The 24,127-nt window shown below is 71.9% G+C and carries 33 protein-coding genes; 2 read left to right on the plus strand and 31 right to left on the minus strand.

The window, feature by feature from the left end; translation table 11 throughout:
- Positions 1-137: 137 nt before the first annotated feature.
- Both ACF1AK_RS02450 and ACF1AK_RS02455 read right to left on the minus strand, forming a co-directional pair.
- Entirely contained in the window at positions 138-632 is a 495-nt protein-coding gene (locus ACF1AK_RS02450) for a DUF3145 domain-containing protein (RefSeq protein WP_387671264.1), read from the minus strand.
- A 354-nt stretch (positions 633-986) separates the two neighbouring features.
- Complete coding sequence (locus ACF1AK_RS02455; protein ID WP_391496892.1) at positions 987-2,024, minus strand: NADP-dependent oxidoreductase; 1,038 nt, start codon at positions 2,022-2,024, stop codon at positions 987-989.
- Positions 2,025-2,114: 90 nt separating this feature from the next.
- On the opposite strand from ACF1AK_RS02455, the gene ACF1AK_RS02460 reads away from it, so the two are divergent.
- The gene (locus tag ACF1AK_RS02460) at positions 2,115-2,579 is read left to right on the plus strand and encodes a MarR family winged helix-turn-helix transcriptional regulator (protein WP_391496893.1); all 465 of its coding nucleotides are present in this window, start codon (positions 2,115-2,117) and stop codon (positions 2,577-2,579) included.
- Between the two features lie 150 nt (positions 2,580-2,729).
- Entirely contained in the window at positions 2,730-4,265 is a 1,536-nt protein-coding gene (locus ACF1AK_RS02465; protein WP_391496894.1) for an LCP family protein, read from the plus strand.
- Positions 4,266-4,323: 58 nt separating this feature from the next.
- Here the strand turns inward: ACF1AK_RS02465 and ACF1AK_RS02470 are convergent, their stop codons facing one another.
- The 29 genes from ACF1AK_RS02470 to ACF1AK_RS02610 all read right to left on the minus strand — a co-directional run bounded on the left by ACF1AK_RS02470 (position 4,324) and on the right by ACF1AK_RS02610 (position 24,089).
- The gene (locus ACF1AK_RS02470) at positions 4,324-5,244 is read right to left on the minus strand and encodes a 1-aminocyclopropane-1-carboxylate deaminase/D-cysteine desulfhydrase (RefSeq protein ID WP_391496895.1); all 921 of its coding nucleotides are present in this window, start codon (positions 5,242-5,244) and stop codon (positions 4,324-4,326) included.
- Positions 5,245-5,903: 659 nt separating this feature from the next.
- Positions 5,904-6,158, minus strand: coding sequence for a hypothetical protein (locus ACF1AK_RS02475; RefSeq protein WP_391496896.1), 255 nt, complete (start codon positions 6,156-6,158; stop codon positions 5,904-5,906).
- Positions 6,159-6,183: 25 nt separating this feature from the next.
- Positions 6,184-7,083 carry a DUF6349 family protein gene (locus ACF1AK_RS02480; protein ID WP_391496897.1) on the minus strand — a complete coding sequence of 300 codons (900 nt, stop codon included), beginning with the start codon at positions 7,081-7,083 and terminating at the stop codon, positions 6,184-6,186.
- 62 nt (positions 7,084-7,145) lie between these two features.
- Complete coding sequence (locus tag ACF1AK_RS02485; RefSeq protein WP_391496898.1) at positions 7,146-7,595, minus strand: hypothetical protein; 450 nt, start codon at positions 7,593-7,595, stop codon at positions 7,146-7,148.
- The gene (locus tag ACF1AK_RS02490; RefSeq protein ID WP_391496899.1) at positions 7,592-8,059 is read right to left on the minus strand and encodes a hypothetical protein; all 468 of its coding nucleotides are present in this window, start codon (positions 8,057-8,059) and stop codon (positions 7,592-7,594) included. The genes ACF1AK_RS02485 and ACF1AK_RS02490 overlap by 4 nt, the downstream gene beginning before the upstream one ends.
- Positions 8,060-8,819: 760 nt before the next feature.
- The gene (locus ACF1AK_RS02495; RefSeq protein ID WP_391496900.1) at positions 8,820-9,356 is read right to left on the minus strand and encodes a hypothetical protein; all 537 of its coding nucleotides are present in this window, start codon (positions 9,354-9,356) and stop codon (positions 8,820-8,822) included.
- Positions 9,357-9,411: 55 nt separating this feature from the next.
- Positions 9,412-9,831 (minus strand): hypothetical protein, encoded by a 420-nt coding sequence (locus ACF1AK_RS02500; RefSeq protein WP_391496901.1) that lies wholly within the window; start codon positions 9,829-9,831, stop codon positions 9,412-9,414.
- A gap of 75 nt (positions 9,832-9,906) precedes the next feature.
- Complete coding sequence (locus ACF1AK_RS02505) at positions 9,907-10,779, minus strand: hypothetical protein (RefSeq protein WP_391496902.1); 873 nt, start codon at positions 10,777-10,779, stop codon at positions 9,907-9,909.
- A 72-nt stretch (positions 10,780-10,851) separates the two neighbouring features.
- A complete protein-coding gene (locus ACF1AK_RS02510; RefSeq protein ID WP_391496903.1) occupies positions 10,852-11,064 on the minus strand; it encodes a hypothetical protein in 213 nt (70 codons plus the stop codon).
- 27 nt (positions 11,065-11,091) lie between these two features.
- Positions 11,092-12,030: a hypothetical protein gene (locus ACF1AK_RS02515; protein WP_391496904.1), complete on the minus strand. Its 939-nt coding sequence runs from the start codon at positions 12,028-12,030 to the stop codon at positions 11,092-11,094.
- A 164-nt stretch (positions 12,031-12,194) separates the two neighbouring features.
- Entirely contained in the window at positions 12,195-13,280 is a 1,086-nt protein-coding gene (locus ACF1AK_RS02520) for an N-6 DNA methylase (protein ID WP_391496905.1), read from the minus strand.
- A 91-nt stretch (positions 13,281-13,371) separates the two neighbouring features.
- Positions 13,372-13,971: a hypothetical protein gene (locus ACF1AK_RS02525; RefSeq protein WP_391496906.1), complete on the minus strand. Its 600-nt coding sequence runs from the start codon at positions 13,969-13,971 to the stop codon at positions 13,372-13,374.
- On the minus strand, positions 13,968-14,624 hold the full coding sequence (locus tag ACF1AK_RS02530) for a hypothetical protein (protein WP_391496907.1): 657 nt from the start codon (positions 14,622-14,624) through the stop codon (positions 13,968-13,970). Before ACF1AK_RS02530 ends, ACF1AK_RS02525 begins: the two co-directional genes overlap by 4 nt.
- Complete coding sequence (locus ACF1AK_RS02535) at positions 14,621-14,995, minus strand: hypothetical protein (RefSeq protein WP_391496908.1); 375 nt, start codon at positions 14,993-14,995, stop codon at positions 14,621-14,623. The genes ACF1AK_RS02530 and ACF1AK_RS02535 overlap by 4 nt, the downstream gene beginning before the upstream one ends.
- A gap of 57 nt (positions 14,996-15,052) precedes the next feature.
- Positions 15,053-15,403 (minus strand): hypothetical protein, encoded by a 351-nt coding sequence (locus ACF1AK_RS02540; RefSeq protein ID WP_391496909.1) that lies wholly within the window; start codon positions 15,401-15,403, stop codon positions 15,053-15,055.
- 121 nt (positions 15,404-15,524) lie between these two features.
- The gene (locus tag ACF1AK_RS02545; protein ID WP_391496910.1) at positions 15,525-15,875 is read right to left on the minus strand and encodes a hypothetical protein; all 351 of its coding nucleotides are present in this window, start codon (positions 15,873-15,875) and stop codon (positions 15,525-15,527) included.
- Positions 15,876-15,935: 60 nt separating this feature from the next.
- Complete coding sequence (locus ACF1AK_RS02550) at positions 15,936-16,217, minus strand: hypothetical protein (protein ID WP_391496911.1); 282 nt, start codon at positions 16,215-16,217, stop codon at positions 15,936-15,938.
- A 128-nt stretch (positions 16,218-16,345) separates the two neighbouring features.
- Positions 16,346-17,497 carry a PP2C family protein-serine/threonine phosphatase gene (locus tag ACF1AK_RS02555; protein ID WP_391496912.1) on the minus strand — a complete coding sequence of 384 codons (1,152 nt, stop codon included), beginning with the start codon at positions 17,495-17,497 and terminating at the stop codon, positions 16,346-16,348.
- A gap of 10 nt (positions 17,498-17,507) precedes the next feature.
- Positions 17,508-17,648: a hypothetical protein gene (locus ACF1AK_RS02560; protein ID WP_391496913.1), complete on the minus strand. Its 141-nt coding sequence runs from the start codon at positions 17,646-17,648 to the stop codon at positions 17,508-17,510.
- Between the two features lie 16 nt (positions 17,649-17,664).
- On the minus strand, positions 17,665-18,120 hold the full coding sequence (locus tag ACF1AK_RS02565) for a hypothetical protein (RefSeq protein WP_391496914.1): 456 nt from the start codon (positions 18,118-18,120) through the stop codon (positions 17,665-17,667).
- The gene (locus ACF1AK_RS02570; protein ID WP_391496915.1) at positions 18,120-18,683 is read right to left on the minus strand and encodes a hypothetical protein; all 564 of its coding nucleotides are present in this window, start codon (positions 18,681-18,683) and stop codon (positions 18,120-18,122) included. The genes ACF1AK_RS02565 and ACF1AK_RS02570 overlap by 1 nt, the downstream gene beginning before the upstream one ends.
- Before the next feature lie 84 nt (positions 18,684-18,767).
- Positions 18,768-19,064: a hypothetical protein gene (locus ACF1AK_RS02575; RefSeq protein ID WP_391496916.1), complete on the minus strand. Its 297-nt coding sequence runs from the start codon at positions 19,062-19,064 to the stop codon at positions 18,768-18,770.
- Positions 19,065-19,215: 151 nt separating this feature from the next.
- Positions 19,216-19,551: a hypothetical protein gene (locus ACF1AK_RS02580; protein ID WP_391496917.1), complete on the minus strand. Its 336-nt coding sequence runs from the start codon at positions 19,549-19,551 to the stop codon at positions 19,216-19,218.
- A 45-nt stretch (positions 19,552-19,596) separates the two neighbouring features.
- Positions 19,597-19,944 (minus strand): hypothetical protein, encoded by a 348-nt coding sequence (locus tag ACF1AK_RS02585; protein ID WP_391496918.1) that lies wholly within the window; start codon positions 19,942-19,944, stop codon positions 19,597-19,599.
- Between the two features lie 115 nt (positions 19,945-20,059).
- The gene (locus ACF1AK_RS02590; RefSeq protein ID WP_391496919.1) at positions 20,060-20,656 is read right to left on the minus strand and encodes a hypothetical protein; all 597 of its coding nucleotides are present in this window, start codon (positions 20,654-20,656) and stop codon (positions 20,060-20,062) included.
- Between the two features lie 265 nt (positions 20,657-20,921).
- On the minus strand, positions 20,922-21,362 hold the full coding sequence (locus tag ACF1AK_RS02595; protein WP_391496920.1) for a hypothetical protein: 441 nt from the start codon (positions 21,360-21,362) through the stop codon (positions 20,922-20,924).
- Positions 21,363-21,500: 138 nt separating this feature from the next.
- Positions 21,501-22,994 (minus strand): DNA cytosine methyltransferase, encoded by a 1,494-nt coding sequence (locus ACF1AK_RS02600; protein ID WP_391496921.1) that lies wholly within the window; start codon positions 22,992-22,994, stop codon positions 21,501-21,503.
- Positions 22,991-23,551 (minus strand): hypothetical protein, encoded by a 561-nt coding sequence (locus tag ACF1AK_RS02605; RefSeq protein WP_391496922.1) that lies wholly within the window; start codon positions 23,549-23,551, stop codon positions 22,991-22,993. The genes ACF1AK_RS02600 and ACF1AK_RS02605 overlap by 4 nt, the downstream gene beginning before the upstream one ends.
- 61 nt (positions 23,552-23,612) lie before the next feature.
- A complete protein-coding gene (locus tag ACF1AK_RS02610) occupies positions 23,613-24,089 on the minus strand; it encodes a hypothetical protein (protein ID WP_391496923.1) in 477 nt (158 codons plus the stop codon).
- Positions 24,090-24,127: the final 38 nt, after the last annotated feature.

A 24,127-nucleotide genomic window follows, 5' to 3' on the forward strand; every position in this document is an offset into this window, starting at 1 on the left:
GGGGGGCCCATCGGGGGGGGGGGGCCCTCCCCCCCCCGCCCCCCGGGCCGCCCCCCCCCCCCCCCCCCCCCCCCCCGGGCGGGGGGGGGGGGGGGGGCGGGGGCCCCCCCCCACCCCTCTCCCGTGTCCCCGTGCGGTCAGACCACCTGGTGCAGCCAGCGCACCGGGGCGCCCTCCCCGGCGTACCGGAAGGGCTCCAGCTCGTCGTCCCAGGGCTTGCCGAGCAGCATGGCGATCTCCGCCTCCAGGTCCGCCCCCTCGCTGCGGGCCCGGCGCAGGACGGCCCGCAGGCGGTCCTCGGGGATCAGGATGTCCCCGTGGATGCCGGTGACGGCGTGGAAGATGCCGAGCGCGGGCGTGCTGCTGTACCGCTCGCCCTCGGCGGCGGCGCAGGGCTCGCTGGTGACCTCGTAGCGCATCAGCTGCCAGCCGCGCAGCGCGGAGGCGAGCTTCGAGGCCGTACCGGGCTCGCCCTGCCAGGAGAGCTCGGCACGCCAGTGCCCGGGCGCGGCCGGCTGGCGGATCCAGTCCAGGCTCACCCGCACGCCGAGCACCCCCGCGACGGCCCACTCGACGTGCGGGCACAGCGCGCGGGGCGCGGAGTGGATGTACAGGACTCCACGTGTCGTCACCGGGACCTCCAGGCTGTGGACGAGGGTCGCCTTCCCCAGCTGCCTCGTGTTCGTGCCCGTAGTTGATCCGCAGTTACCCACGTTAGCCGACATTAAGCCACTAAATTGAGCAAAACGGACAGGCTTTCGCTCAATGCTAGTCGAATCCGCAACGAGGTCCACCCCTCGGTCGGATCTCTCCCCCGAACGGCCCCATCGCCGGGCGTGACCACCGTACCGCGCCGCCCCGCAGCACGGATGACGCACTTTCGGATTGGGGCGGAATGCGGTAGTGCGCCCGACGCCCCTCCGCCGGGTACGCAAACCGCCCCGCGCCGGCCGGGCCGGTGCGGGGCGGTCGGGCGTGACCGGGCGTCAGCCGTCCAGGCGGACCACCATCTTGCCGGTGTTGGCGCCGCGCAGCATGCCGAGGAAGGCGTCCAGCGCGCTGTCGATGCCCCGGGTCTCCGTCTCGCGGTACTTGAGCTCGCCCGAGCGCACCCACGCCGAGACCTCCTCGACGAACCTCGGCCGGAGGTCCTGGTGGTCGTTGACGAGCAGGCCCTCCATGCGGAAGCGCTTGGCGATGATCTGTGCGAGGTTGCGCGGAGCCGGGGTGGGCTCGGTCGCGTTGTACTGCGAGATCATGCCGCACACGACGATACGGCCGTGCAGGTTCATCGCCTCGATGGCGGCTTCCAGGTGCTCGCCGCCCACGTTGTCGAAGTACACGTCGATGCCGTCGGGGGCCGCGGCCAGGAGCTGCTCGACGACCGGGCCGTTCCGGTAGTTGAACGCGGCGTCGAATCCGTACTCCTTCACGAGGAGCTCGACCTTCTCGTCCGAGCCGGCGGACCCGATCACCCGCGCCGCGCCCTTCAGCTTGGCGATCTGGCCGACGACGCCGCCCACGGCGCCCGCCGCACCGGACACGAACACCACGTCACCGGGCTTGATCCCGGCGATCCGGGTCAGTCCCGCGTACGCGGTCAGGCCCGGCATGCCCAGCACGCCCAGGTAGGCCGGCAGCGGCGCGGCGTCCGGGTCCACCTTGACGGCCGCCCGGGCGTCGAGGGTCGCGTACTCGCGCCACCCGTGGAAGTGCAGGACGTGGTCGCCCTCGGCGAAGCCCTCGGCCCGCGAGGCGACGACCCGGCCGACCGCGCCGCCCAGCATGGGCTTGCCCAGTTCGTACGGCTCCGCGTAGGACTTGCGCGTCGACATCCGGCCGCGCATGTAGGGGTCGACCGACAGGTGGGTGTTGCGGACCAGGACCTCGCCCGGGCCCGGGGTGCGGACCGGCGCCTCGACGAGGGCGAAGTCGGCCGGGACCGGCCACCCCTGGGGGCGGGCGGTGAGGTGCCACTCGCGGGAGGTGGCGGGTGCTTCCGGCGCGGTCGGCTCGGCGGCCATGGTGATCTCCCCACGTGAAAGGTTGAGTCGGTGAAGTAACAATGGGCGTGAATAGTTCACGTTGTCAAATGTTCAGGTAGACTGGTGACCATGAACGCCCAGCCGCCCCGGGACACCGTGCCACAGGCCGACGAGATCACCCGCGAGGTCGTCGATCTCATGGCCAACCTGGTCGCGCTCTTCCACCGCGAGTACGAGGAGGCCGCCGCCGCCCGCTCGCTCACCGGAGCGCAGGCCAAGGTCCTCGCCCTGCTGCGGCGCGGCCCGATGCCCATGCGCCAGATCGCCCAGACGCTCAGCTGCGAGCCCTCCAACATCACCGGCATCGTCGACCGGCTGGAGACCCGCGGCTTCGTCACCCGCCAGCCCGACCGCCAGGACCGCCGGGTCAAGCTGGTCGCCGCCACCGACACCGGCAGCACCGCCTCCGAGGAACTGCGCGAGTCGCTGAACTTCGCCCGCGAGCCGCTCGCCGCACTCGGCCCGCAGGAGCGGACCCAGCTGCGCGACCTGCTCCGGCGGATGCTCGCCGGCGCCTCCGGACCGGGGGCGTGAGGAGCATCACAGCACCGGCCGCCGAATTGGCCGCCGATCGGAGGTAACCGAACACTCCCCCGAAACGTCTAACGTTCGGACAACCGGCACCCGCCCGCGACCAGGCGGTACGGGTGGGGCAAGAGAGCGGACAACGGGGGGACGGGAAGGATGAGCAGCAGCTCGCGCCGTCGGCGTGTCATACGGACCGTCATAGGACTCGCCGCCGTCCTGGTGCTGTCCGTGGCCGGGGCCGGGGCGTGGTTCTACCACCGGCTCGACACCAACATCACCACCTTCGACGCCGGCGGCGTCGCCACCGAACGCCCGCCCGCGCCCGTGCCGGCCACGCCGGGCGCCTCGGTGCCGGTCAACGTCCTGCTGCTCGGCTCGGACACCCGCAACGACGGCAACGCCGACCTCGGCGGCGGCGACGAGGGCGTCGGCCACTCCGACACCGCGATCCTGTTGCACATCTACGCCGACCACAAGCACGCCGTCGGCGTCTCCATCCCCCGCGACAGCCTGGTCACCGTCCCGTCCTGCCGGCTGCCCAACGGCGACTGGACCAAGCCGCGGACCAACCAGATGTTCAACGAGGCCTTCACCGTCGGCGAATCCGCCCAGGGCAACCCGGCCTGCACCCAGAACACCGTCGAGGCCCTCACCGGCCTGCGCATCGACCACACCATCGTGGTCGACTTCAAGGGCGTCGCGGCGATGACCGAGGCGATCAACGGCGTGGACGTCTGCGTCCCCAACGACGTCAACTCGCACAACATCAAGCTCAAGAAGGGCCAGCAGAAGATATCCGGCCAGCCCGCCGTCGACTACCTGCGCGCCCGCTACGGCTTCGGCGACAACTCCGACATCGGCCGGATGAAGCGTCAGCAGGCCTTCCTCTCCTCCATGATCCGCAAGATCCAGTCCCAGGGCTTCTCGCTGCCGACCCTGCTCCCGCTCGCCGATGCCGCGACCCGCTCGCTCACCGTCGACGAGGGCCTGGGCACCGCGATGAAGCTGGTCGACTTCGCCCAGTCGCTGCAGCAGATCAAGCTCTCCGACATCACCTTCGTCACCGCCCCCTGGCGGTTCTCCACCGTGCAGAAGGGCCGGATCGACCTCGTCCACCCCGACGTGGACACCCTGTGGCAGCTGCTGCGCGAGGACCGCACCCTGGACGGCCAGGCCACCGGCGAGGTCCCCGCCGCGGCGAGCGCGAGCACCGCCCCCGCCACCTCCGAGCCCTCCCCCGCCGCCTCCCCGCTCACCGCCGACCAGCTCGCCACCCCGGTCACCGTGGTCAACGGCGTCGGCACCGACGGACTCGCCGGCCGCGGTTCGGCGGCGATCCGCGCCCAGGGCTTCCAGAACGTCGCGCTCGGCCAGACCACGGGCGGGCGGCTGCGCACCGAGATCGCCTACGACCCGCCGTTCAAGGCCGTCGCCGACCAGCTCGCCCCGCTGTTCCCGGGCTCCCGGATGACCGAGGAGCCGGGCTCCGAGGGCATCACCGTCACCCTCGGACGCGACTACCGCCCCACCGCCGGCGCCGGGCCCGCCACCGGGGCCCCCGGAGCACCCGGGGCCCCCGCCACCGCGTCCGCCGAGCCCACCGGGCCGCTGCCCACCGGCGTGCCCAGCGGCATAGCCGAGAACAGCCGCACCGCGGACACCGACCCCTGCAGCGACCTCACCTTCGGCTGAGCCCTGGACCAGGCCCGGCCCGGACGGCCCGGAGCGGCCCGGCTCACCGCGGGCCGGCTCACCGCGGGTCGGGCAGTCCGGTGACGACGGCGGTGAGCCGGGTGCCGGGAGGGAAGGCCCCGGCCGCGGTGAGACCGTGCAGGGCCGCCAGCGTCTTCGCCACGTAACGGCGTTCCAGGGCGACGCCGTGCCGTCGCTCGAAGCCGGCCGCGAACTCCTCCAGCGCGGCCGGCACCCGTCCGTAGCCGCCGCCGTGGTGCCCGTGGTCGATCCGCCAGCCGCCGAACTCCCGCCCGTAGGCCTCCCGGTGCAACCGGGTCACCTCGCCCTCCAGGTAGCCCTCACCGCCGCGCAGCACCGCCACGCCCAGCGCCCGCGCCCCCGGCGGCAGCCCGGCCGCGATCCCGGCCAGCGTGCCGCCGGTGCCGACCGGGCAGCACACCACGTCCCGCTCCCCGAGCCCCGCCAGCTCCGCCACCACCGCCTGCGCACCGCGCGCGGCGAGCGCGTTGGAGCCTCCCTCGGGCAGCACCAGGCACGGCCCCCAGCGCCGTCGCAGCTCCGCCTCCCCGGCCCCGGCCGCGCCCCCGGCCACCCGCCCGGCCGCCTCCCGGTACTCGGCCCGGGAGAGGAACACCAGCTCCATCCCGGCCTCCTCGGCGGCCCGCAGCGACCAGTTCCGCGGCGCCCGGGCCAGCTCCTCGCCCCGCACCAGCCCGACGCTCGACAGCCCCAGCGCCCCCGCCGCCAGCGCCACCGCCCGCAGATGCGTCGAGTACGCCCCGCCGAAGGTCACCAGCCGCCGGTGCCCCGCACGCACCGCCAGCTCCAGATTGGGCCCCAGCTTGCGCCACTTGTTCCCCGGCACCAGCGGGTGCACCAGATCGTCCCGCTTCAGCCGCAGCTCCACCCCGGCCCGTTCGAACGCCTCGTCGGCACACTCGACCAGCGGAGTCGGCACACGCGGGGCTTCAAGCACCCGCCCAGAATACGGAGCACCCGGCCCCTCGCCGCCGCCCCTCCCCGTCGGCCGGGGCGCCGTCGTCCGGGTGAAACCCTGGCGCGTCGCGGCGTGGCGGCAGGCCCGATCCCCTAGGGTTTTCCCAGCCGGGGGGCGCTCGCACGGGTACGGAGGGTGGGGCGGGTGGGACTCGAACCCACGACCAAGGGATTATGAGACCCATCAACGATTCAGTCGGGCTTCACTGCCTGCCTTCCCTCTTCCCTGTTTTGCCAGGTCAGAGGCCCTTCGAGCCCAATCGCCTTCTCTGTCCTTCTTCGGCTTTCGTCGGGCTTCTCCCCCGCGCATTCCCCGCTGGTTCCCCAAGCGGCCTGCCCGGAGCACTTCCGTGCCGGCGCCAGGCCACTTGACCTCGGCCGATCGGCTCGCCGGAAAGCGGACCAGGGGATCGCCTTACCGCAGCAAAGCGGTTCCACTCCCGATATCCGGCGGCACGGGGAGCCCCACCGGATAGTTGGCTCAGCGACAATAGCGCACCCAAATTCCGCGCGGAATCCTTCTCCTACTCGACCTTGGGCAGTTACTTGGTGTAGCTGCCGTCCTTGTCGTCGAGGTGGCTGCGGGCCGGACGTACGCCCCTCCGCCCCGGACGGTGGAGGGGCGGTTCATATCCGTGGTCAGCGGCGGGGAAGGTCCTTGAAGGCGATGTCGGCGGTGTTGCCGTCGGCGTCGGTGATGGTGACCGTCGTGATGTGGTCGAGGAGGTTGAGCAGGAGGGCACCGGTCAGCTCCGCTTGGGTGGGGAGGGCGGCGGCGACGGTGGCGGCGACGGCGTTCGCTGGCGGGGCGGGGTCTTCGCCGCCGGGCCAGATGGTGGCTGCGGTGAAGGGGATGGTGGCGGTGACGGTGAGGGTGAAGGGCTGGCCGGTCATGCGGTGATCCTTCCGGGTGGGTGGGTCAGAGGAGGGTCTGCTGCTGGTGGGCGGCGGGGGCGGGGGCGGGGCGGTGGACCTTGATGAGGTAGCCGCCGCCGGGGGCCTTGCTGTGCTCGTGCCAGTCGTTGGCGGTGGTGGTCCACACCTTGAGGGGGCCGCCGGTGTCGAACCAGCCGGGTGGGAAGGTGGCGTCGCGGTAGGCGCGGAGCAGGGTGGCGTTCCGGCCGCCGACGCTCTGGGGCAGGGTGGGGAGGTCTCGCCAGCCGGGGTGGGTGTGGTCGAGTGCGTCTTCGATCGCCGCGTTCTGGTGCCGGCGGGCCGGGCCCTCCCAGTTGCAGGCGAGGCAGGCGCCTCGGCGTTCGGTGTGGGTGTTGAGGTGCCGGTCGAGGTGGGTGGGGGTGTGGCGGGTGGTCGGGGTCGTGGGGTGGCGGCCGTTGAAGCCGGGCTTCGCGTAGCCGATCATCCAGCTCGCGCGTCGGGCGTCGCGGGGGACGCCCTTGGGGAGGGCGACGTAGGCGTTGTGGCGGGCGAGGGCGCCGACGGCGGTGTGCGCGGTGATCCAGGCGCTGATCGCATCGACGCAGGCGGCGGTGTCGGCCGTGTGGCCGAGGTTGCGGGGCCCCTCGTAGATCAGGTGGTAGGGGCCGAGGGGGTCGGCGGGGTCGTAGTGGTGAAGGGCCGTCCAGGCTTCGTGGTCGTCGGGGTGGTGGGAGACGTCGGCCTGTTCGGTGACCCAGATGGAGGTGCCGTCGGGGAGGTCGATGCTGATGGCCCGGCCTGCGCTGCTCAGGTTGATCGAGGGGGTGATGCCGGCGGCGATGAGGGTGTCCCAGAGGAGGTATCCGGCGGCGGGGCGGTCCGGGTCGGATTTGTGGTCGGTGCGAGCGGCGATCAGCTCGCGGAGGTCGGCGAGGGTGGTCACGGGTTCTCCAGGTGGACGGGTGGGGCCGGGGCCCGGGTGGGCGGGCCCCGGCGGGGCGGGTGTCAGCGCAAGGTGTCGTCGTCGGGGTGGTCCCAGGGTCCGGGCAGGCATTCCTTCCCACCTGCGGTCAGCACGGTGTCGAGGAAGGTCCACAGGATGCGCAGCGGGTGGTCGGCCGGGAGGCGGTTGGCGGTTTCGGCGAGCGTGGCGTGGATCTCGTCGGTTCCCCACCCGTCGAGGCCGGGGGCGCCGGGGTGGCGTAGCTCGTGCTGGACGACGGCCAGGTGCTGGTCGTACGCCTCGTGTACGGCTGAGGCGTTCCAGGGTGTGGTCTGGAGGTCGCCGCAGACGCATGTTCCGGTGAACAGGCCGGGGCCGAGCTGCTCCATCACCAGGCGGTGGCCGTCGCGGAAGACGGAGAACAGCGGATCGTCCGGCCAGTGCGGGAAGTCGGTGCACTGCTCGCCGCAGGGGCCCGGGGTGTTGGCGGTGCGCCACGGGGTGGTGGTCACGGTGTGGTCCTTGTCGGTTCAGTCAGGCTGGGCTGCTGGGCGGGCGGGAGGAGGTGGAAGCCCTCGGCGGCGAGGAGGGCGCCGCGTCGCAGCTGGTAGTGGCCGCCGTCGCATCGGAGGTCGTAGGCGGTGTACTGGCTGCCGGGCCCGCAGATCGGGAGTTCGATCCGGAGGACGGCGGTGACGGTCCAGAAGCAGTGGGGGTTGCGGAGGCGTTCGCCGCGCTGGAGGGTTCGGCCGGGCTGGGTCGGGGTGGAGGTGGTGGCGTTCTGGTGGAGGTGTCGGCCGGTGCAGGGCGGGCAGAGCCGGTCGGTTCGCTCCCACGGGCGGAAGGCGCTTCGGGTGGTGGCGCCGCAGTCGGCGCAGGTGGTGGTGTCGTGGTGGCCCCCGAGCTTGTAGTGGGTGACGCCGGGGAAGCGGGTGATGCGGACGGTGCCGAGGTGGCGACTGCGGATGCTGATCATGGGTCCTCTCAGGTGTGAGCAGGGTGGGCTGGTGGTGGAGGTCGTTGAGCCAGTTGAGTAGGCGGGGAAGGTTCTGGTCGGGGCCGTAGGTGAGGTAGGTGCCGTCCGCCGAGGTGCAGCCGAACCAGTCGGCGAGGCCGAGGCGCTTGCGGGAGTTGACGCGGCCCATGTGGACGGGCTTGCCGAGCTGGTGGGCTTGGCGGGCGAGGCGTTCGGCGACGGCGCCGGTCTTCCAGGCGGTGGTGCCGGCGAGGAAGAGGACGTCGAAGTCCGTCCACGGGAGCAGGTCGTTGGCGTCGCAGCCGTCTTGGGCCGCGTAGGCGGCGGGGATGCCGAGGGATTGGATGCGTGGGAGCCACGGGGTGGAGTCCGTGAACGTTCCGGCGGCGTCGAATGGGCGGTCGGGGGCGACGGCGAACAGGCAGTTCTGGGGGCCGTGGCGGTGGACCTGGTGGGTGAGCCAGGTCCACCACCGTTCGGGGCCTGGCCAGCCGCTGCCGAAGCGGCCGTTGTCGGCTGCCCACCACGCGCCGGGCGGGATCTTGTTGCCCTGGCGCGGGGTGGTGATGCAGCCGAGGTCGCCGGCGGTCATGGCGTGGCGGATCTCAGGGGTGGACGGGTTAGCGAGGTACAGCATCGGTGGGGCTCGTTCGGAGTATTCGGGCGTTGAGGAGGCAGAGCTGCGGGACGCGGGCGGGTATGTCGGCGGGTCGGGTGTCGGTCCGGGAGTGGGCGGTGGGTGGGGTGTTGGTGTGGCGGGTCACGGGTGGTGCTCCGGGGTGAAGAGGTGGCGGGTGTTGGTGACTGGCTCGCATTCGGCGGGGCAGCGGGTGCGCTTCCAGGGGCGGCCGTAGTGCTCGTGGTGGCGGTCGGGGTCGTCGGGGGTGCAGCGGACGGGGCGCCATCCACGTGATCCGCAGTGGGGGCACAGGCCGAGGGGGTCGGTGCCGTCGGGGGTCACGGGGTGGGGGTAGGGGCGGGCGGAGCCGTCGGCGGGGCGTCCGTTGGCGGGGTTGAAGAGGTAGTACGGGGATCGGGGGTGGACGGGTATGGACCACCAGCGGTGTTCGGGGTCGGTGGTGAGGATGTGGCGGGCGTTGAGGATCGCGTAGCCGTCGCGCAGGGGGGCCCAGCGGACGAACGCCCAGCCGGGGCCGGCGAAGCGGCTGTGGGTGCGGGTGGCATCGCGGGTGCGGGCGTCGGGGATCGTGGGGGCTGCTTGTTCGAGTTCTCGGCGGGTTCGGGCGACGACCACGGGGACGAGGTCGAGGGGCACGTCGCTGATGTCGATCTCCACGGGAGGAGTCCTGGTGTCGGGGCCGGGCGGCCAGCGCCGCCCGGCCGGGTGGCGGCTACGGCAGGCGGTTGCAGGTGCCCTGGTGGGTTCCGATCCGGGCGGTGACGTGGAGGGGTTCGGGGCCGCCGGTCCAGGTGATGGTGCGGCCGTTGGGGCCGGTGGTGAGCGTGAAGTCGATGTCGGGGAAGGCGTCGGCGAGGCGCTGGGTGATCTCGGTGTCGGGGCGTTCGACGCGGTAGGTGCCGGGGGTTCCGGTGCAGCCGACGTGGCGGCGGTTGTGGCCGCGGCTGGCGCGAAGGTGGGAGTAGAAGAGGGCTCCGGTCCAGTCGCATCCGGTTCGGCCGCAGGCCAGGTCCTCCCACAGGACGTCGGATCCGGGGTAGGGCCGGGGGGAGTGCAGCTCGAGGTCGTCGAGACGGTCCAGGGCCTTCGTCGCGGACTCGGCGTTGCGGCGGGAGGTCAGGTTGAGGGGCATCGGGTTAGTCCTTGGTGTAGGTGGTGAGCCAGTCGCCGACGGCTCGGATGTCGTTGGTGAGGTGGTGGATGTCGCTCACGCGCTCGCCGTCCGGACGGTGGTGGCCGGGTGGGCGGGCTGGTGGACCGGTATGCCGTTGCGGAGCGAGGCGTGCTCGGTGAACCAGCGCCGGGCGGCTTCGTCGGTGGCGGGCTGGGTGTAGCGGCGGCGGTTCTGGTTGAACCAGAAGCCGCCGGTGCGCTCCCATATCTCGCCGTCGTGGACGATGTGGTCCCCGTCTGCGAGGTGCGCCGGCACGGGCGGGTACGGGATCGGGGGAAGACTGGCGGGGTCGATCTGGCGGTGGGCGACGAGGGTGACGGGCGTGTTGCCGGTCGGGCGCATGGTGGTGGGGAACTGCCACCAGGTGTCGGGGAGGGCCTTCATGCCGCCCCGGGTGGGCGGGGTGACGGTGCGGGTGGTCCGGCGGTACTCGCTGCGCCCGAGGTGCCGGACGTTGGTGACGACGGATTCGTGGCCGCTGGCGGTGTGCACGATGATGTCGCCGGGGCGTAGCCAGCGGCTGGGGAGGGTCATGACGCCGAACTCGTTGACGGGGCGTTCGGGGTGGCGGGCTGCCGGGGTGGAGTTCCAGCGGGTGATGTAGGCGGCGATGTCTTCGGCGAGGGCGTTGATGGCGTCGGCCGGGCTGGTGTCGCCGAGGGCGCGGTGGTGGATGGTGACGGCGTGGCTGGGGTTGGTGGCGGGGTCGCCGAGGTGGTGGGTGGCGGTGAGGCCGGTGAGCTCGTCCGGGGTGGTGGTGATGTCGGCGCGGTGGTCGGAGATCCGTATCTCGGTGCCGCCGGGCAGGGTGACCACGAGGTATGGGGCTCGGCCGCCGTTGCTGGTGGTGATCCTTCTGCGGTGGAGGGCGAGGCTGGCGAGCTGGCCGACGGTGGTGTCGATCACGGGTTGTCCCTTCTGGCGGGGCGGGGGCCGGGGGCGCGGGTGCGCCCCCGGCGTCGCGGGAGGGCTGGTGGTTCAGGAAGTGGGGGTTCGGCGGTTGCGGGAGGCTGTGGTGAGGTGCTGCACATCGCGGGCGAACTGCTGGTTCTCGGCGTGCCGCTGTGCTCGGCGGCGGGCGGCCTTCGCGGCGGTGCCGGTGCCGGCGTAGCGGTAGCAGGTGCAGCCGCGTTGGGCGTATCGGCACTTGCGGCGGTAGCCGGGGTTGGTGTTGGCGAGGAGGCGGGCCACGGGTGGCTCCTTGGGGCTGCGTCGTGGTCAGTTCGGGTTGGTGGTGTTGGCCGTGGGCTTGCGGGGGCGGGTGTTGGAGGCGGGGGCGGCTGTCTTGGCGGCCCGGGTCGACGGCTTGGCCGGGGTGGTCTTCTTCGCGGGGGCCGTCTTCTTCGCGGGGGCCGTCTTCTTCGCGGGGACCGCGTTCTTCGCCGGGGTGGTCTTCTTCGCCGGGGTGGTCTTCTTCGCCGGGGTGGTCTTCTTCGCGGGGGCCGTCTTCCTCGCCGGGGTGGTCTTCTTCGCGGGGACCGCGTTCTTCGCCGGGGCCGCTGCCGGCTCGGGGGCGCGCTTGCTGGCGGGCCGGGTGGTGTCGGCGGTGGGCAGCTCGGCCGGGTCGGCGCCGCTCTGGGCGGAGGTGGTCGGCTCGGACTGCACCGGCGGGGTCGGCTGCTCGGCGTCGCCGGGCTCCGTGGCTCCGGTGTCTGCCTCGACCTCGGCGGACTTGGCGGTGTCCGCGTCAGGCTCCGGGAGGTTGCCGGTGTCGCTCGGGTCCGGGCCGTCCTCGTCGTTGGTCGCCTCCTGGTTGGGGTGGTGGGCGGCCGCGTCGGCCTCCCAGGGGCGGTGGCCGACGTAGTAGGGCTTGGCGTCGAAGGCGGGGAGCAGGTCGTGGGTGAAGATGTCGTGGATGGCCAGGGCGGGGTCACCGTCGAGGTCGTGGAGGTTCAGGACCTTGTGGTAGCTGCGGCCGGGGCGAAGCGGGCGGGGGTGGCCGGGGCTCGGTGCCGCGGCGGGGGTGCGGGGGGCGGTGATCCAGAGCTGGAGGGTCGTTCCCTCGGTGCGGGCCCGGCCGCCGAGGGTTCGGCCGTCAGCGTTGGTGAGGCGCTGGACGTTCAGGTCGTCGTCGGCGTGGGCGGTCGGGCGGTAGTCGTTGAGCATCTCGGCGAGGTCGTTGAACGCGATGGCGAGGGTGGAGGCGGTGATGATCATGGTTGGCTCCTCCGGGGGTGGGTCGGCGCGGTGCCGCCCCACCCCCAATCATTTAGATTCAATACTCGTTTTGATCAAAGAGGGGGCTTGTTTCCCCGCTCCCCCCTGGCTTGTGTTTAGATTCTATACTCATTTTGGGGTGGGTGTCCAGTCTCCTTCCCAGGTCAGGCGGCCTGCGCCGACACCGCTGCGGCCACCATCCGCTCGGCCCCGCCGATCGCCGCCATCATCGTCATGTCGCGCACGATGCCGTCCCGGTGCTTAAAGATCGCGGCCTTCTCCTCCAGAGCCAGCTGTTCGGTGATCGCTTCGCGCAGGGTGTCCCCGCACCAGACCGTGGTGTGCGGGCCGAGGTCCCAGAGGATCAGGTTCGTTGCCGCGCCGGCTGCGGCGATGGGGTCGATGTCGGCCAGGTGCCAGCGGCAGGTCCGCGGGTCGATCTGGTGCTCGCGCATCAGCTGGGCGGCGGCGCGCACCATCCCCCCGGTGCCGGCGGCCGGGTCGCAGATGCTGAACCCGGGCTCGACCTGGGAGCAGTCCCCGAGCTCCATCCTCGCCATCAGCTCGCAGACCTCCGGCGGGGTGTGGTACTCCCCCAGCCCCTCGCGGGCTCCGTGGCTGCGCAGCCCGGTGATCGTCCACGACATCAGGTCGCACTCGGCGAGGTCGTAGGGGTCGATGGAGCCGGTGAGCTCCAGCAGGCTGTTGGTGATCGCGGCGTGCGCAACGGCCTTGACGCACGACAGCTCGTGGTCGTTCAGCGACTCCTCCATCCACGAGTAGATCGGCCGGGCCCGGTTGGCGAGGTCGGGGCGGCGCAGCCACCAGTAGGCCCAGCACTCGCGCATCAGCTGGAGGAGGTCCTTGGCGTCCAGGTCGAGCATCCAGTCGGTCTGCAGGTGTGCGTCTTCGCCCTTGATCGGCCACAGGGACAGGGCGGCGACCACGCCGACGGGTATCTCCATCCGGCTGCCGCCGTGGTTGCGGTGCCACGCGCCGGCGACGGCTTCGGCCGTACGGCGCGCCGCCTCGTGCGGGCTGGTGCCGCGGGGCACGGGGAAGCGGCGGGCCTTGCGCTTCGGGGCGGGCCTCGTGACGGGTTCGGGCGTGTTCACGACCACGGGGGCGACCGGGGCCGTCCGCACGGCGCGCGGACGGGACTCGTCCCTCGGGCGGAAGTAGTCGACCTCGTCGTCCTCGTCGTCCACGACGGCCGGGGCGAACAGGTTGAGCTGCTGGGTCCGCTTCATGGCGGTTTGTCCTCTGATTCTGGGCATGGAAAAGCCCGGCCGGTCAGGGAGGCGACCGGCCGGGCCGCAGGAAGGGCAGGAGAGGGAGAAGTCAGCCGGAGGGCGGCGCCTCGGCCAGCCGCTGCGCCTCGGTCTCGACGAGGTGGCGGGCGATGGCCGTGGCGTACCGGCCGCTGATCGTGCCCGCGTCGGCGAGGCGGGCGGCGATGGCGAGCGTGGCGGCGTCGGCGCCCTCGTGGTCCAGGCTGTTCAGGTACTCGGCGGCTGCGGTGACCTCCGCCTGGAGGCCGATCAGGGTGTCGGCCAGGCCGGGGCCGTCCTGGAAGACGCCCCGACGCGGTCGGCGCGGTGCGCGGGCACTCCCCTGCCGACGCGCCGGCTCCCCGGACGGGCCGGGTGGGGCGGCCTCTCCGCCTACCTGGGTGTCGAGGCTGTGCAGCAGGTGGGCGGCGGCCCGCACGTACTCGCCGCTCAGGTGGAGCGCGGTGTAGGCGAAGAAGGCCGGGCCCGCTGTCGCGGTGAGGCGTTCGCGGTGCTGCTGCGGGGTCAGTCCTCGCAGTTCGCGGGGGCGGTGCCCGTAGGCCCCGGTGATCGCGGCGTCCACCATCTCGCGGGCGGTCCGCTCGATGTGCGGCTGGAGTCCGAGGCGGGCGCTCACTTCACGCAGGGCGGCGGGGAACGACCCGTTCACCGGCCCTCCCCTCGGGGGGTCGTCAGGGACAGCACCCAGTAGTGGTCGTCGATGTACGGGTCGCCGTTCAGGTGGGCGTCCAGCACGGCGAGGGCCCGGTCGTAGGCCGAGGGGATGGAGTTGGCGTTGAGAACGAAGGCGAACCCGCCGGCGTCGAGGACGGCTCGCTTCGCGCCCTCCGCCAGGTCCCCCGCGGTGATGGCCGTGATCTCCCAGTCCTTGTCGAGGACGACCGACCAGCGGGGTGCGTCCGTCCGGGGCTCTGCTGGTGTGCAGTCCTCGCACCGGTGGGGGCGGTGGTAGGCGTTGGCCCTCTCGGTGAGCATCTCGGTGACGGCCTCCGGCGCGTCGGCTGCGGCCTCCATGGCCGCGGTGAACCACGTGTGGCTGCGTTCCGCGCTGACCGGCCCGGACTCCAGGTCGTGCAGGTGGAGGCGGAGCTCGGCGGGGTTGAACGGGACTCGCTCCCGGGCGAGGAGCCGCCCGTCGGCGTAGCCGAGGACGTGGGTGGCGCCGGTCAGGGAGTCCCGGTCGATGACGAGGTCGACCCGGCCCGGGGTACCGAGCAGGATCGAGGACATGGCGGCGAGGTTGGTGACCGCAGTCAGGGTGGCGTGGACCGCTTGGGGCACGTTCGGCGCGGGGGCGTTCATGAGCTCCGGTCCGTTGCTCGGGGGTGCAGGTGGCCGTTGTTGAGGATGCAGATCCCGGTGACGGTGGCCAGAACGGTGACGTTGCGCAGGTCGCCGCCCTGGTGGATCGCCTTGTGGAACAGCTCGGGGTAGTGGAAGTGGCGTGCCAGCTGCCGGTACTGGCCGAGGTCGATGACATTGAATCCGGGCAGTCGATTGGCCCAGGCGAGGGTGATGCCGTGCTCGACCAGGGCGCCGGCGGCGTGGACTTGGGCGGGGGGAAGGTTGTGGCCGACGATCTGGGAGACGACGGCGGGCAGGTGGTGCTCGGGGACGTAGGCGAGTTGTTCGCGGAGCGGGGCGGACAGGTCGGGGCTGGGGGTGTGAGTCATGGCGGGTCCTTCGGGTGGGCCCGGCCGCGGGGGCGGCCGGGCCGGGATGAGGGAGGTTCAGGAGTTGAGCTGCGGGTCGTTGAGGAGCGCGACCGCGATGTCCGCGACGACCTCGCCGATCCGGCCGTAGTCCGCCCGGATCGCCAGGGCGTGCTCGTACAGGTCCGCGTAGTAGCGGTCGCGGACGAGTTCGTGGAACTGGACGAACGTCAACGAGGCGAAGGCGTCGGGGCGGATGCCCCAGCCCACGGAGATGGCGTGCTCGACCATGCCGAAGCCGTTGGCGACGATGCCCGCGCCGATGCAGTCGGCGGAGTTGATGGCGTCGAGGATCGCGAAGAGGTGGTGCTCGGGGCCGCGGATCTCGGCGATGCCAACGGAGAGGCCGGGGCCGATTTCGATGCTCATGGTGTGTTCCTGTCGGTGTACGCGTCGGGACGACGGGTCGGTGGGGGTGAAGCGCGCCGGCCGGTCTGCGTGTTGATCGGGGTGTTCGCGCGGGAGGGGGTGGTCCGGGAGCCGGGGAGGGTCAGGGGTTGAGCTGCGGGTCCTCGGCCAGTGCGGCGGTGATGTTCTCGACGATGTCGCCGATCCAGTCGTAGTCCGCCCGGACCTCGATGACGCGGCGGAACACCTGGCCGAAGTGGCGGTTGCGGACGAGGTCGTGGAACTGGTCGTGGGTGAGGGGCTGGTTGCTGTGGGAGCGCAGCAGCCAGGCAGTGGTGGTGGCGCTGGTGATCATGGCGAAGGCGTGGTTGACGAGCGCGGCGGAGACGGGCCCGGCGTCGTCGAGGATTTCGGCGACGGTGGCGACGTGGTTCTCGGGGCAGCGGGCTCCGATGATCGCGGTGTTGAGCGGGTCGACGGCGAGGTCGGTCACGGAGTTCTTCCTTCTGGATGGGGCGCCCCGGCCGGGTGGCCGGGGCGCCGGCGGGGCGGGTCAGGCGGTGAGGTAGTCGAGGACGGCGAGGGAGAAGCCTCGGGGCAGTGCGCCGGGCCCGGCGTCGGTGCTGGTCGCGTAGTTCTCGGCGATGTCGAGGGCGTCGAGGACGGCGGCCTCTCGGTCGGGTCGGGCCATGAGCCGGGCGACGGAGTCGAGGGCGAGGGCGGCGGCGGAGAGGGTGAGGTGGTGGATGTCCTGTTCGGCGCGGGCCGCTCGGGAGCGGGCGAGGCTGGCGTAGTGGCGGGCTTCGGCGGCGGCAGCGGCGGTCAGGGCGTTCACGGTCGTTCCTCCCTCTTCGGGTTGGGGCCTCCCCCCTTCCCTCTTGATTTAGATTCTATACTCATTGCGAATGGGGGTCCACTCCCGCAGGAAATTCTCAGCCGGTGGACGTCGGGTATTTCCGCAGGTCAGGGCTTCGGAAGTGCCACGACGAGGGCGGTCGCGTTGTCGGCGTGCTCCTCTCCGTACACTCGCAGGCTGGCCACCCGGGCCCGCTCGACCGCGTCGCTGACCAGCGCCCCCGCTGCGGACTTCGCCGGGTACAGATCGAGGACCGTCGCCGGGTAGGCGCCGAACCCTCCGGCCAGCCGCCCGCCGGCTTCCTCCAGCGGCTGATAGGCGCCGTCGCTGCACAGCAGGATCCGGTCCACGCGGCCCCGGCTGACCGTCCGCTCGCCGATCTCCCCGTAACGCAGGTCCGCCAACAGGTTGTGGTGGTCGTTGGGGCCCACGGGCTGGTTCCGGGACCTCTTCCTCTGCGCCAGGTTGTGGTCGGTGGTCAGCAGCTCACCCAGGCCGGTCGGGCTGATCGCGTAGGCGCGGGAGTCGCCAGCCCAGCCGACGCGCAGGCCCGTCCACGTGGGGTGCCAGGTCACGACGACCGCCGTCGTGCCCGCTACCCAGCTGTCGGTGCTCGCCATCCAGCCCGGCACCGCGTCCCGTCCGAGCCTGATCGCGTCGCCGGGCGAGCCGGTGGACGCCGCGCTGCGGGCCAGGAGGGGCGCGAAGTGCCGGACGAACCCGGCGACCTCTTCATCGTCCCCGATGCCGTCGCACACCACGAACGCCCAGACCCCGCTGGCCCGGTCCCGGTGGACGGCGAGGGCGTCGCACTGCTCCCTGCGAAGGCCGCGCGACTGCGCCGCGGAGACGACCGGGCCGACCGGGTGGATCCACTTCGTTGAGTCGGCGAGGTCGGACAGCCGGGTGATCTCGTCCCGGCCGAGGTCCTGGTAGGTGCCGTCAGCGCGCCGCCGGCCGGTGACGAACACGGAGCCCCGGAAGAACGGGGCCCGCCCGCCACCGGCGAGGCCCGCCCACAGCTGCTGCGCGTAGCGGTTGGCCTCCTCCTCGAACGGCCCGTTGCCGTGGTGCAGGATGTACGGGCCGATGGGCAGCGAGGAGTATCCGGGGCCGAGGTTCGACTTCAGCACGGACTGTTCGGCCGACGTGTGGACGACCACCGGGCGGCCCACCGGGCGGCCCAGCTCGTCCTGGATTCCGTCCGGGTCAAGGACGAGGGCAAAGGTCTTGATCATGTCGTTCAACTCTCTTGTCATTCGGGGATATTCAGAGCATGGCGATCAGTGCCTCGTGGGCGTAGACACAGTCCTCGCAGCACAGCTCGCCGAAGACCCAGCCGACGAAGTCGCCGGGCTCGACGGTGAACTCGCAGCGGGCGCAGGTGATCTCCCGCAGGGCGCGGAGCACGACTCGGCTGCTCCGATCAGGTCGACGGCCGCGCGGCCCACTGGCGGTGGTCGTAGACCTGTCTCCAGGGGCTTCTGAGCGTGACGACGGCGTGGGAGTCCACGAAGAGCGCCATGCCGGCCATTCCGTCGATCACGGTCCGGGCGAGGTCCTGGCGAGCCTTGCCCGGAGGGACCGTGTGCGCGGCGGTGCAGCAGGCGGGGTCCGCGCGCCAGGTGATCCAGTCCGCCGCCGGGCAGTCGACCCGCCACAGTGCGCGGATCTCCACGCCGCCGAGGATGTCCTGCTCCTCGCTCCAGCCGGGAAGCGTCCGGAGGTCGGCCGGGCAGCCGTCCTCGCCGATGTGCGGGATGCTGTCGCGGGCGTCGCTCAGGTACCAGCAGGCATCGCGGGCGGCATCGCCGGGGTCGCTGCCCGCCGCCTCTGACCACAGGTCCGCGTGCAGGCGTACCCACATGTCGATGCGGATCATCACGGCCGGACCAGGCTGGAGAAGGCGGTGTGCATCGCCCCGATCATTCGCTGGATGATCTGGCTCGTGTCGACCTCGAGGTCGGTGGGCCAGCCGCCGTCGCCGATCGGGCCGAAGAACAGGACCGGCCCTCGGGCCTCGAACCGCGGGCCACTGCCGGGGAGGACCGAGATGATCAGTGTGGCGTATTCGTTCACCGGCTGGCCCTCGCTGTGCTGCCGGCTCGCGAGGCTGAGGACGTGCACTCCGTGGGCACAGGAGGCCAGCCGGGTGTACTCGATATCGCCTTCAAGGAGCTGAGCGGCGACGGCCCTGCGCTGAGGCTTGCCGGCGGGGATGTTCACCGGCTTGGCGGCTCCTGCGGGGGTGATGAGCAGGGCGTTGGGCTGGGCGTCGGTGAACTCGTGCTGCTGGTAGAGCCTGGGCTTGCCCGAGGGGTCGTCGTCGACGCGCACGGTGCAGGCCCCTGCCGGGCGGGTGATGAGAACGGTGGCGAGGTGGTCCTTGTACTTCCCGGCCGTGATCCGGATTCGGTGGCCTGCGGGTGCTCCGGTGGTGGGCATGTCGGTGTTCCTCTGCTGGGGCTGGGTGATGGCGGGTGGGTGGCCCGGGGGCCGCCGGACGGCGGCCCCCGGGCCGGGCGAGGTTCAGGAGACCGGCGGGTACCAGGCGTCGACCGCCTCGAAGAACGCGTGGTAGGAGCCGCCCCCGGCCTCGTTGGAGGGGAACGTTCCGGTGATCGTGTCGAGGTGGGCCTTGCGGGCGTCGAGGAGGGTGAGGTCGACGCGGACGCGTCCCTGCTTGGGGCCTTCGCTGAAGCTGATCTTGACGGTGCGGTCGTCCTCCGGGGTGACCTCCACGAAGACGGAGTCGAGGATGGCGCGGGCCTGCATGCCCGGGTTGTTGATCCGGGCGGCCACGGCGACGGCGATGCTGGCGTACATGGGGTTTTCCTCTCTCGGCCGGGGGGTCTCTCCCCCCCCTGCTTTACGTCTCTATTTTATACTCATTCAGGAGTGGTGTCCACTCCCTCTCCGGACAACTCCCTTTGCCCGAAAGCTCGTTGGGCCCGCCCCCGCGCGGGGGCGGGCGTGCTCAGTGGCCGAGCTGGGTGGCGACGGCGTCGAGGACGGCCGCGGCACACGCGAGGTGCCGCAGTGCCGCCGCATCCCCGTCCCGGGCCGCGATCACGGCGAGGTCGACGGCGGTGGCGATCACTGGCTCGGACATGCCCGCCAGCCACCGGGCATACGGACGCGGTGCCCCGACACCCTCCCACGCGGCGTGGACGGCACATTCGGCAACCGCGGCGGCGTAGGCGGCGGACAGGTCGGCGAGACCGTGCGTGAGGGCGAGGTGGGCGGCGAGAGGGGTGAGGTCGGGGGCGCCGAGGAGCACCCGGAGGTCGACTGGAGCAGTGGCGATGGTCATGGTTCTCCCGGGCGGGCGGCCCCGGCGAGGGGCCGCCCGGAGTGGTCAGTACGAGTCGAGGCGGGGGTCGGTCGCAAGCAGTCCGAGAGCGAGGCGGGCGATGCGCAGCTGGTTGGCGCCGGCCCAGGCGTCACCGACGCTCCGGGCTGCGCTGTCGGCGAGCATGAGGAGCAGGGCGGGGCTCACGTCGGACAGCCATTCCGTGAAGGACTGGGCGTGGGCGATCTGGCTCCAGGTGTCGCGGACTGCGGACTCGGCGATGGCCGCTGCGGTGGCGGTCTCGTCGTCGGCGAGGTCGTAGTGCCGACCGATCCAGGCCGCGAGGGTGCCGTCGAGCAGATGGGCGTGGAGCTGCGGGATGGCCTGGGTGGCGTCGGCGGTGGTGATGGTCACGATCTTCCTTACTTCTGGTTTCCCTGATTCCCTACATCAAGATTCTATACTCATAGCAGTGGGTGAGTCCACTTCGGGGTGATTGAACTGCCGTTTGTTTCAGCAGGGTTGGCTTTCACTCCGCCGCCTCCATGGATGCGGGCCAGCTGACACCGGCGAGCGCGCGGCGATACTGCTCCGGCAGGTCGACCACCGGGTGGCCGAGCCAGTCCCGGCCCATGTGCGCGAGGATGCAGGCGTCGGCCTTGTCGTAGCGTCCAGCGCCGTCGCACTCCAGGCCGTACCGCTCGGCGACGGCGTCACGAACCAACCCCTTGGCGACGCGGGCGCGCACCGTCTTCGGGTGCTCCTTGGCGGGGTTGGCGACGCCGCAGGCGTAGATCGTCCGCTGCACAGGCGGGACCTGCGCGTAGGGGATGCGCCGGCGCCACAGCTCCTGGGTGACCATCCACCACAGTCCGGCGAGTTCGTGGTGCCCGGCCTGCGCACCGTGCCCGTACGCCGCGCCTTCCACCACGACCAGGTCGGCGAGGCGGACCCGGTCAGTGATCGCCTGGAGGTGCCAGTCGAGGCGGGCGTGACCGCGCATCCCGGCCTTGGGCCGCAGGGCGTCCGCCCAGTCCGGCCCGGCCACGCCGGTGGAGGTGAGAGACAGGTCGAGGCCGATGACCAGGGGGACAGGGCCCTTGGCCGTCGTGACGGTGGTGCTCATCGGGTTCCTTCTCGTGGCTTCCCGCCGCCGGCCCCATCCGGGCTGCGGGTGCTTGTCGTGGTGGTTCGCGGTTGGGTGCGCGGGCCCGCGCCGTCCCCGGCGGGCCGCCGGGTGCCAGCACGGTGCGGGCCCGCGCCGGACGGTCAGTTGCCGTTCAGCTCTTCCATGAGCGAGCCGAGTTCGGCGAGGCCGTGGACGTGATTGCGCTGGCCGACGTGCGCGGAGGCGCGCCCGGGGCGGGGCGCGGGCGGTGGGCACAGGCCGGTCAGGCGGCGATATCGAGGGACAGCTGCTTCTCCTCGCCGGCGGGCTGCTCCTCCGTGTCGGCGTCAGCGGCTGCCTGGCACGCCTCGCACTTCTGCTCGCCGACGGCGTGGTGCTTGTCGACCCCGGCGGTGGTGCCGCAGATGTCGCGGGCCTTCCCGGGCAACGGCAGGTCCGACTCGTCGACGCCATCCGCGGTGGCGATGACCTCGCCGTCGAGCCAGATCCGGCCTCCGCAAACGCCGTCGAACCGCCGTGGATGGGGGGCGACTTGGGTGATGCACTGCGCCCGGTGGGGGCAGGGTACGCAGTTCGGCAGGACCGGTGCGCAGAGCTCCGTGAGGCCGCCCTTCGTCTTCCACTTCCCCTCAGGGGGGCTGTAGCGGGGGTCGCGGAAGCAGGCGGGCATGAAGCGGTCGGTGTCGGGCAGGGCGGTGAACACAGGTCGGGGGCTTTCTCGGTGGTGGCCGCCCGCACCCCGGGTTGGGCGCGGGCGGCGGGAGACGGGGTCAGGGGTTGAGGTGCCGGCCCGGACAGGGTTGGGCGGCAGGGCGCGGCCTCGCGGGGGCCGACTCTCCGGTCACAGGACTTCCAACAGTTGGCGGCCGATCCAGCGGGCGACGTTCACGCTGACGGCGTTGCCTGCCTGCATGGTCTGCTCTGCGGCGTTGCCGAGCACGATGTAGCTGTCCGGGAACCGTTGCCCGGCGAGCTGCTCCTTCGGCTTCAACATCCTGAACCAGCAGTCGGCGATGGACTCTTCGGTGACGACGATCGCCGCCGACTGCTTGGTGGACAGGGTGTGGAAGGGCATTCCGGCGTGCTTGGGCGCGGCCTTGCGGTACGGGACGACCAGGGTGTTGCGGTCGCGCGGGTCGATGTGCCCGCCGGGCAGGACCAGGCCGTGGTGGTTGCCCTGCGCGGTGACGGCGGCCAGCGGGCTGTGCACGCTGGAGGCCGTGGAGTGGTTGCGGTACTCCACGACGAACGGCGACGGCGGGGTGAGGAGTGCTTCGGACTCGCGGGTGGTGCGGGTCCGAAGCGGCTGGCCGACCGGGTACGGGGTGGTGTTCCACGAGCCGCCGGTCGGGACGAGCAGCGCCTCGCCCTGCTTGGTGGAGCGGGTGGGCATCGGCCGCTGGGTCAGGGCGTAGGAGCGGTCTCCGCCGTCCTTGCCGTGGGTGAGGGTCACGGAGTACGGGACATGCGGGAACAGGGCCATGCCGGCGCGGATGCGGTCCATGGTGGTGCTGGCCAGCGGCTTACGGCGTGACCCGATGCGCGTGCCGAGGTCGGTCCAGTCGATCGCGGCAGAGGCGGGACGGACGAACGGCTCGACGAGCGCCCGGTTGCAGCGGGAGTTGGGGCACCGGTAGTCGTACTTGACGCCGTACTTGCCGATGGTCACCGCCGGGTCCCGCCACGTCTGCACGGCGTTGACGTGCTCGCCACACTCGAAGCACCAGGCCGCCGGCGAGGGGGTGAGGTTGGGCTTGCGCATGCCGCGGCGGGTGAACGTCACGTAGATCCGGTCCCGCCACTGCGGGGCGTGGAGGTTGTCAGCGTCGCCGATGTGGGCCGAGCTGACGCTGGTGACCTGGTAGTTGTAGCCGAGGGCCTGCATGGCGGCGATCCACGTCGGGAACAAGATCCAGTCGGTGGCGAACTCGACGACGTTTTCCACGACGATCGCCCGGTACTTGTGCACCTCGGCGGCCCGCACGACACACCAGGCGGTGACGCGGGTCTTCTCGAAGGCCGCGTCGGGCAGGGCCTTGAACTCGTCGTCGCCATCAGGCAGCTCGAAGGTCTGGTTCTCGCGGGGACGTCCTCCGGCGGGGCTGATCTCGGTGCAGATGACGCTGGCCCACAGCACGTCCGCCTTCGGGAGGTAGCGCATCGGCAGGGCGCTGACGTCGATGCGAAGGTGGTCGGCCTTGGGGTGGTTGGCGGCGTGGGTCTCCAGGGCGAGCGCCCAGTGGTTGACGCCGAGGACGAGTTCGAGCCCGGCTTCACCCAGGCCGGTGCTGGAGCCGCCGGCGCCGCAGAGGAAGTCGATGAACTTGACGGTCACGACGCCCCGCCTCGGTGCTCGTTGTGGCCGGACAGGGGGCGGGAGGGCGGGGTTGCCGGGTCGCCGGGGGCTTCGCCCTGCTTCGGGTGCTCCAAGTCCTCCTCGGCGGAGGGCATGAGGCGGAAGGTGACGGCCGCGATGGCCTCGGCGGCGTCCGGATTGTCGAAGATCAGCCGGTCGTGGATGTTCTCCAGCGAGACCACGGCGTCCCGGATGCGCTCGCGCAGGAGCTTGGCGTCGTCCGCCGGCGGGAGCTGGGTTCGGGCGGCGGCGGGCGTGGCGCAGCTGGTGTAGTCCTGGCTGTCGGCCGTGTCGTGCGGCCCGTCGCGGTGGGGCCTCATCGCCGGTGCCCAGTGGCTGGAGCCCGGGACGATGCGGGTCTTGCTCAGGTCGGTGACGGCGGGCCGGACTCCGTGGAGTGTCTCGTGGGCGAGTCGGGCGAGGAGGTTGTCGTGGGACGAGGTTGTGGGCCGTATGTCGGGCATGGCGTGGAAGCCGAGGCGGGTCGGGAGGTCGCCGTCGGACGGCGCGGGGTCGGTGTTGTGGTGGTCTGTCATCGTGAGTCCAAGAGGTCAGGTCGGACACTTGAAGTGTCCCCATGCAGGTTTGGGGTGTGGGTCAGTAGACGCGGATGCCGGTGTGGTCCACGGACCGGCGGAGGAAGGCGAGCCAGGGAGCCCAGTCCCTGTAGGTGGCCTCGATGTCGGCCCGCCGGTCGGCCGGGGCCGCGTCGTAGGCGGCGAGCGCCGCCGCGACCTCGGCCGGTGCGATCACCCAGCCGTCGTTGCCGGCGACCTTGTAGTGCGGGATGCCTCGGATCTCCGCTTCGGTGGCGCTCATCCTCGCGGCGTAGGCGGCCTGGATGGCGGCGAGGTTGGCTTCCTTGCCCGGCAGGACCTGATCCGGTCCGGTGAAGTCGTCACGGGTGAGGCCGAAGGTGCTGAGGAGCACGTGGTCGGGGACCGGCGGGTCGGTGAGCATCCCGAAGTCCCTCATGACGGTTCGGATCGTCGCCATTCCCCCGTTGCTGAAGAGGTGCCAGCAGGTGCGGTCGTCGGTGCCGTCGGCCTTCTCGATGTTGAGCTGGAAGCCCATCAGGTTCGTCTCCGTTCGGGGGCGGGCCGCCGTTGCGG

The sequence above is a fragment of the Kitasatospora sp. NPDC015120 genome (genome assembly GCF_043080305.1).
In the GTDB taxonomy this organism is placed as follows: domain Bacteria; phylum Actinomycetota; class Actinomycetes; order Streptomycetales; family Streptomycetaceae; genus Kitasatospora.

Coding starts and splice junctions, on each gene's coding strand:
- ACF1AK_RS02490 (WP_391496899.1), bottom strand. CDS start 8,059: ATGATCAGCATCCGCAGTCGCCACCTCGGCACCGTCCGCATCACCCGC.
- ACF1AK_RS02515 (WP_391496904.1), bottom strand. CDS start 12,030: ATGATCATCACCGCCTCCACCCTCGCCATCGCGTTCAACGACCTCGCC.
- ACF1AK_RS02530 (WP_391496907.1), bottom strand. CDS start 14,624: ATGAACGCCCCCGCGCCGAACGTGCCCCAAGCGGTCCACGCCACCCTG.
- ACF1AK_RS02460 (WP_391496893.1), top strand. CDS start 2,115: ATGAACGCCCAGCCGCCCCGGGACACCGTGCCACAGGCCGACGAGATC.
- ACF1AK_RS02580 (WP_391496917.1), bottom strand. CDS start 19,551: ATGACCATCGCCACTGCTCCAGTCGACCTCCGGGTGCTCCTCGGCGCC.
- ACF1AK_RS02535 (WP_391496908.1), bottom strand. CDS start 14,995: ATGACTCACACCCCCAGCCCCGACCTGTCCGCCCCGCTCCGCGAACAA.
- ACF1AK_RS02520 (WP_391496905.1), bottom strand. CDS start 13,280: ATGAAGCGGACCCAGCAGCTCAACCTGTTCGCCCCGGCCGTCGTGGAC.
- ACF1AK_RS02610 (WP_391496923.1), bottom strand. CDS start 24,089: ATGGGCTTCCAGCTCAACATCGAGAAGGCCGACGGCACCGACGACCGC.
- ACF1AK_RS02500 (WP_391496901.1), bottom strand. CDS start 9,831: ATGCCCCTCAACCTGACCTCCCGCCGCAACGCCGAGTCCGCGACGAAG.
- ACF1AK_RS02605 (WP_391496922.1), bottom strand. CDS start 23,551: ATGACAGACCACCACAACACCGACCCCGCGCCGTCCGACGGCGACCTC.
- ACF1AK_RS02455 (WP_391496892.1), bottom strand. CDS start 2,024: ATGGCCGCCGAGCCGACCGCGCCGGAAGCACCCGCCACCTCCCGCGAG.
- ACF1AK_RS02565 (WP_391496914.1), bottom strand. CDS start 18,120: ATGATCCGCATCGACATGTGGGTACGCCTGCACGCGGACCTGTGGTCA.
- ACF1AK_RS02540 (WP_391496909.1), bottom strand. CDS start 15,403: ATGAGCATCGAAATCGGCCCCGGCCTCTCCGTTGGCATCGCCGAGATC.
- ACF1AK_RS02570 (WP_391496915.1), bottom strand. CDS start 18,683: ATGCCCACCACCGGAGCACCCGCAGGCCACCGAATCCGGATCACGGCC.
- ACF1AK_RS02590 (WP_391496919.1), bottom strand. CDS start 20,656: ATGAGCACCACCGTCACGACGGCCAAGGGCCCTGTCCCCCTGGTCATC.
- ACF1AK_RS02555 (WP_391496912.1), bottom strand. CDS start 17,497: ATGACAAGAGAGTTGAACGACATGATCAAGACCTTTGCCCTCGTCCTT.
- ACF1AK_RS02465 (WP_391496894.1), top strand. CDS start 2,730: ATGAGCAGCAGCTCGCGCCGTCGGCGTGTCATACGGACCGTCATAGGA.
- ACF1AK_RS02475 (WP_391496896.1), bottom strand. CDS start 6,158: ATGACCGGCCAGCCCTTCACCCTCACCGTCACCGCCACCATCCCCTTC.
- ACF1AK_RS02575 (WP_391496916.1), bottom strand. CDS start 19,064: ATGTACGCCAGCATCGCCGTCGCCGTGGCCGCCCGGATCAACAACCCG.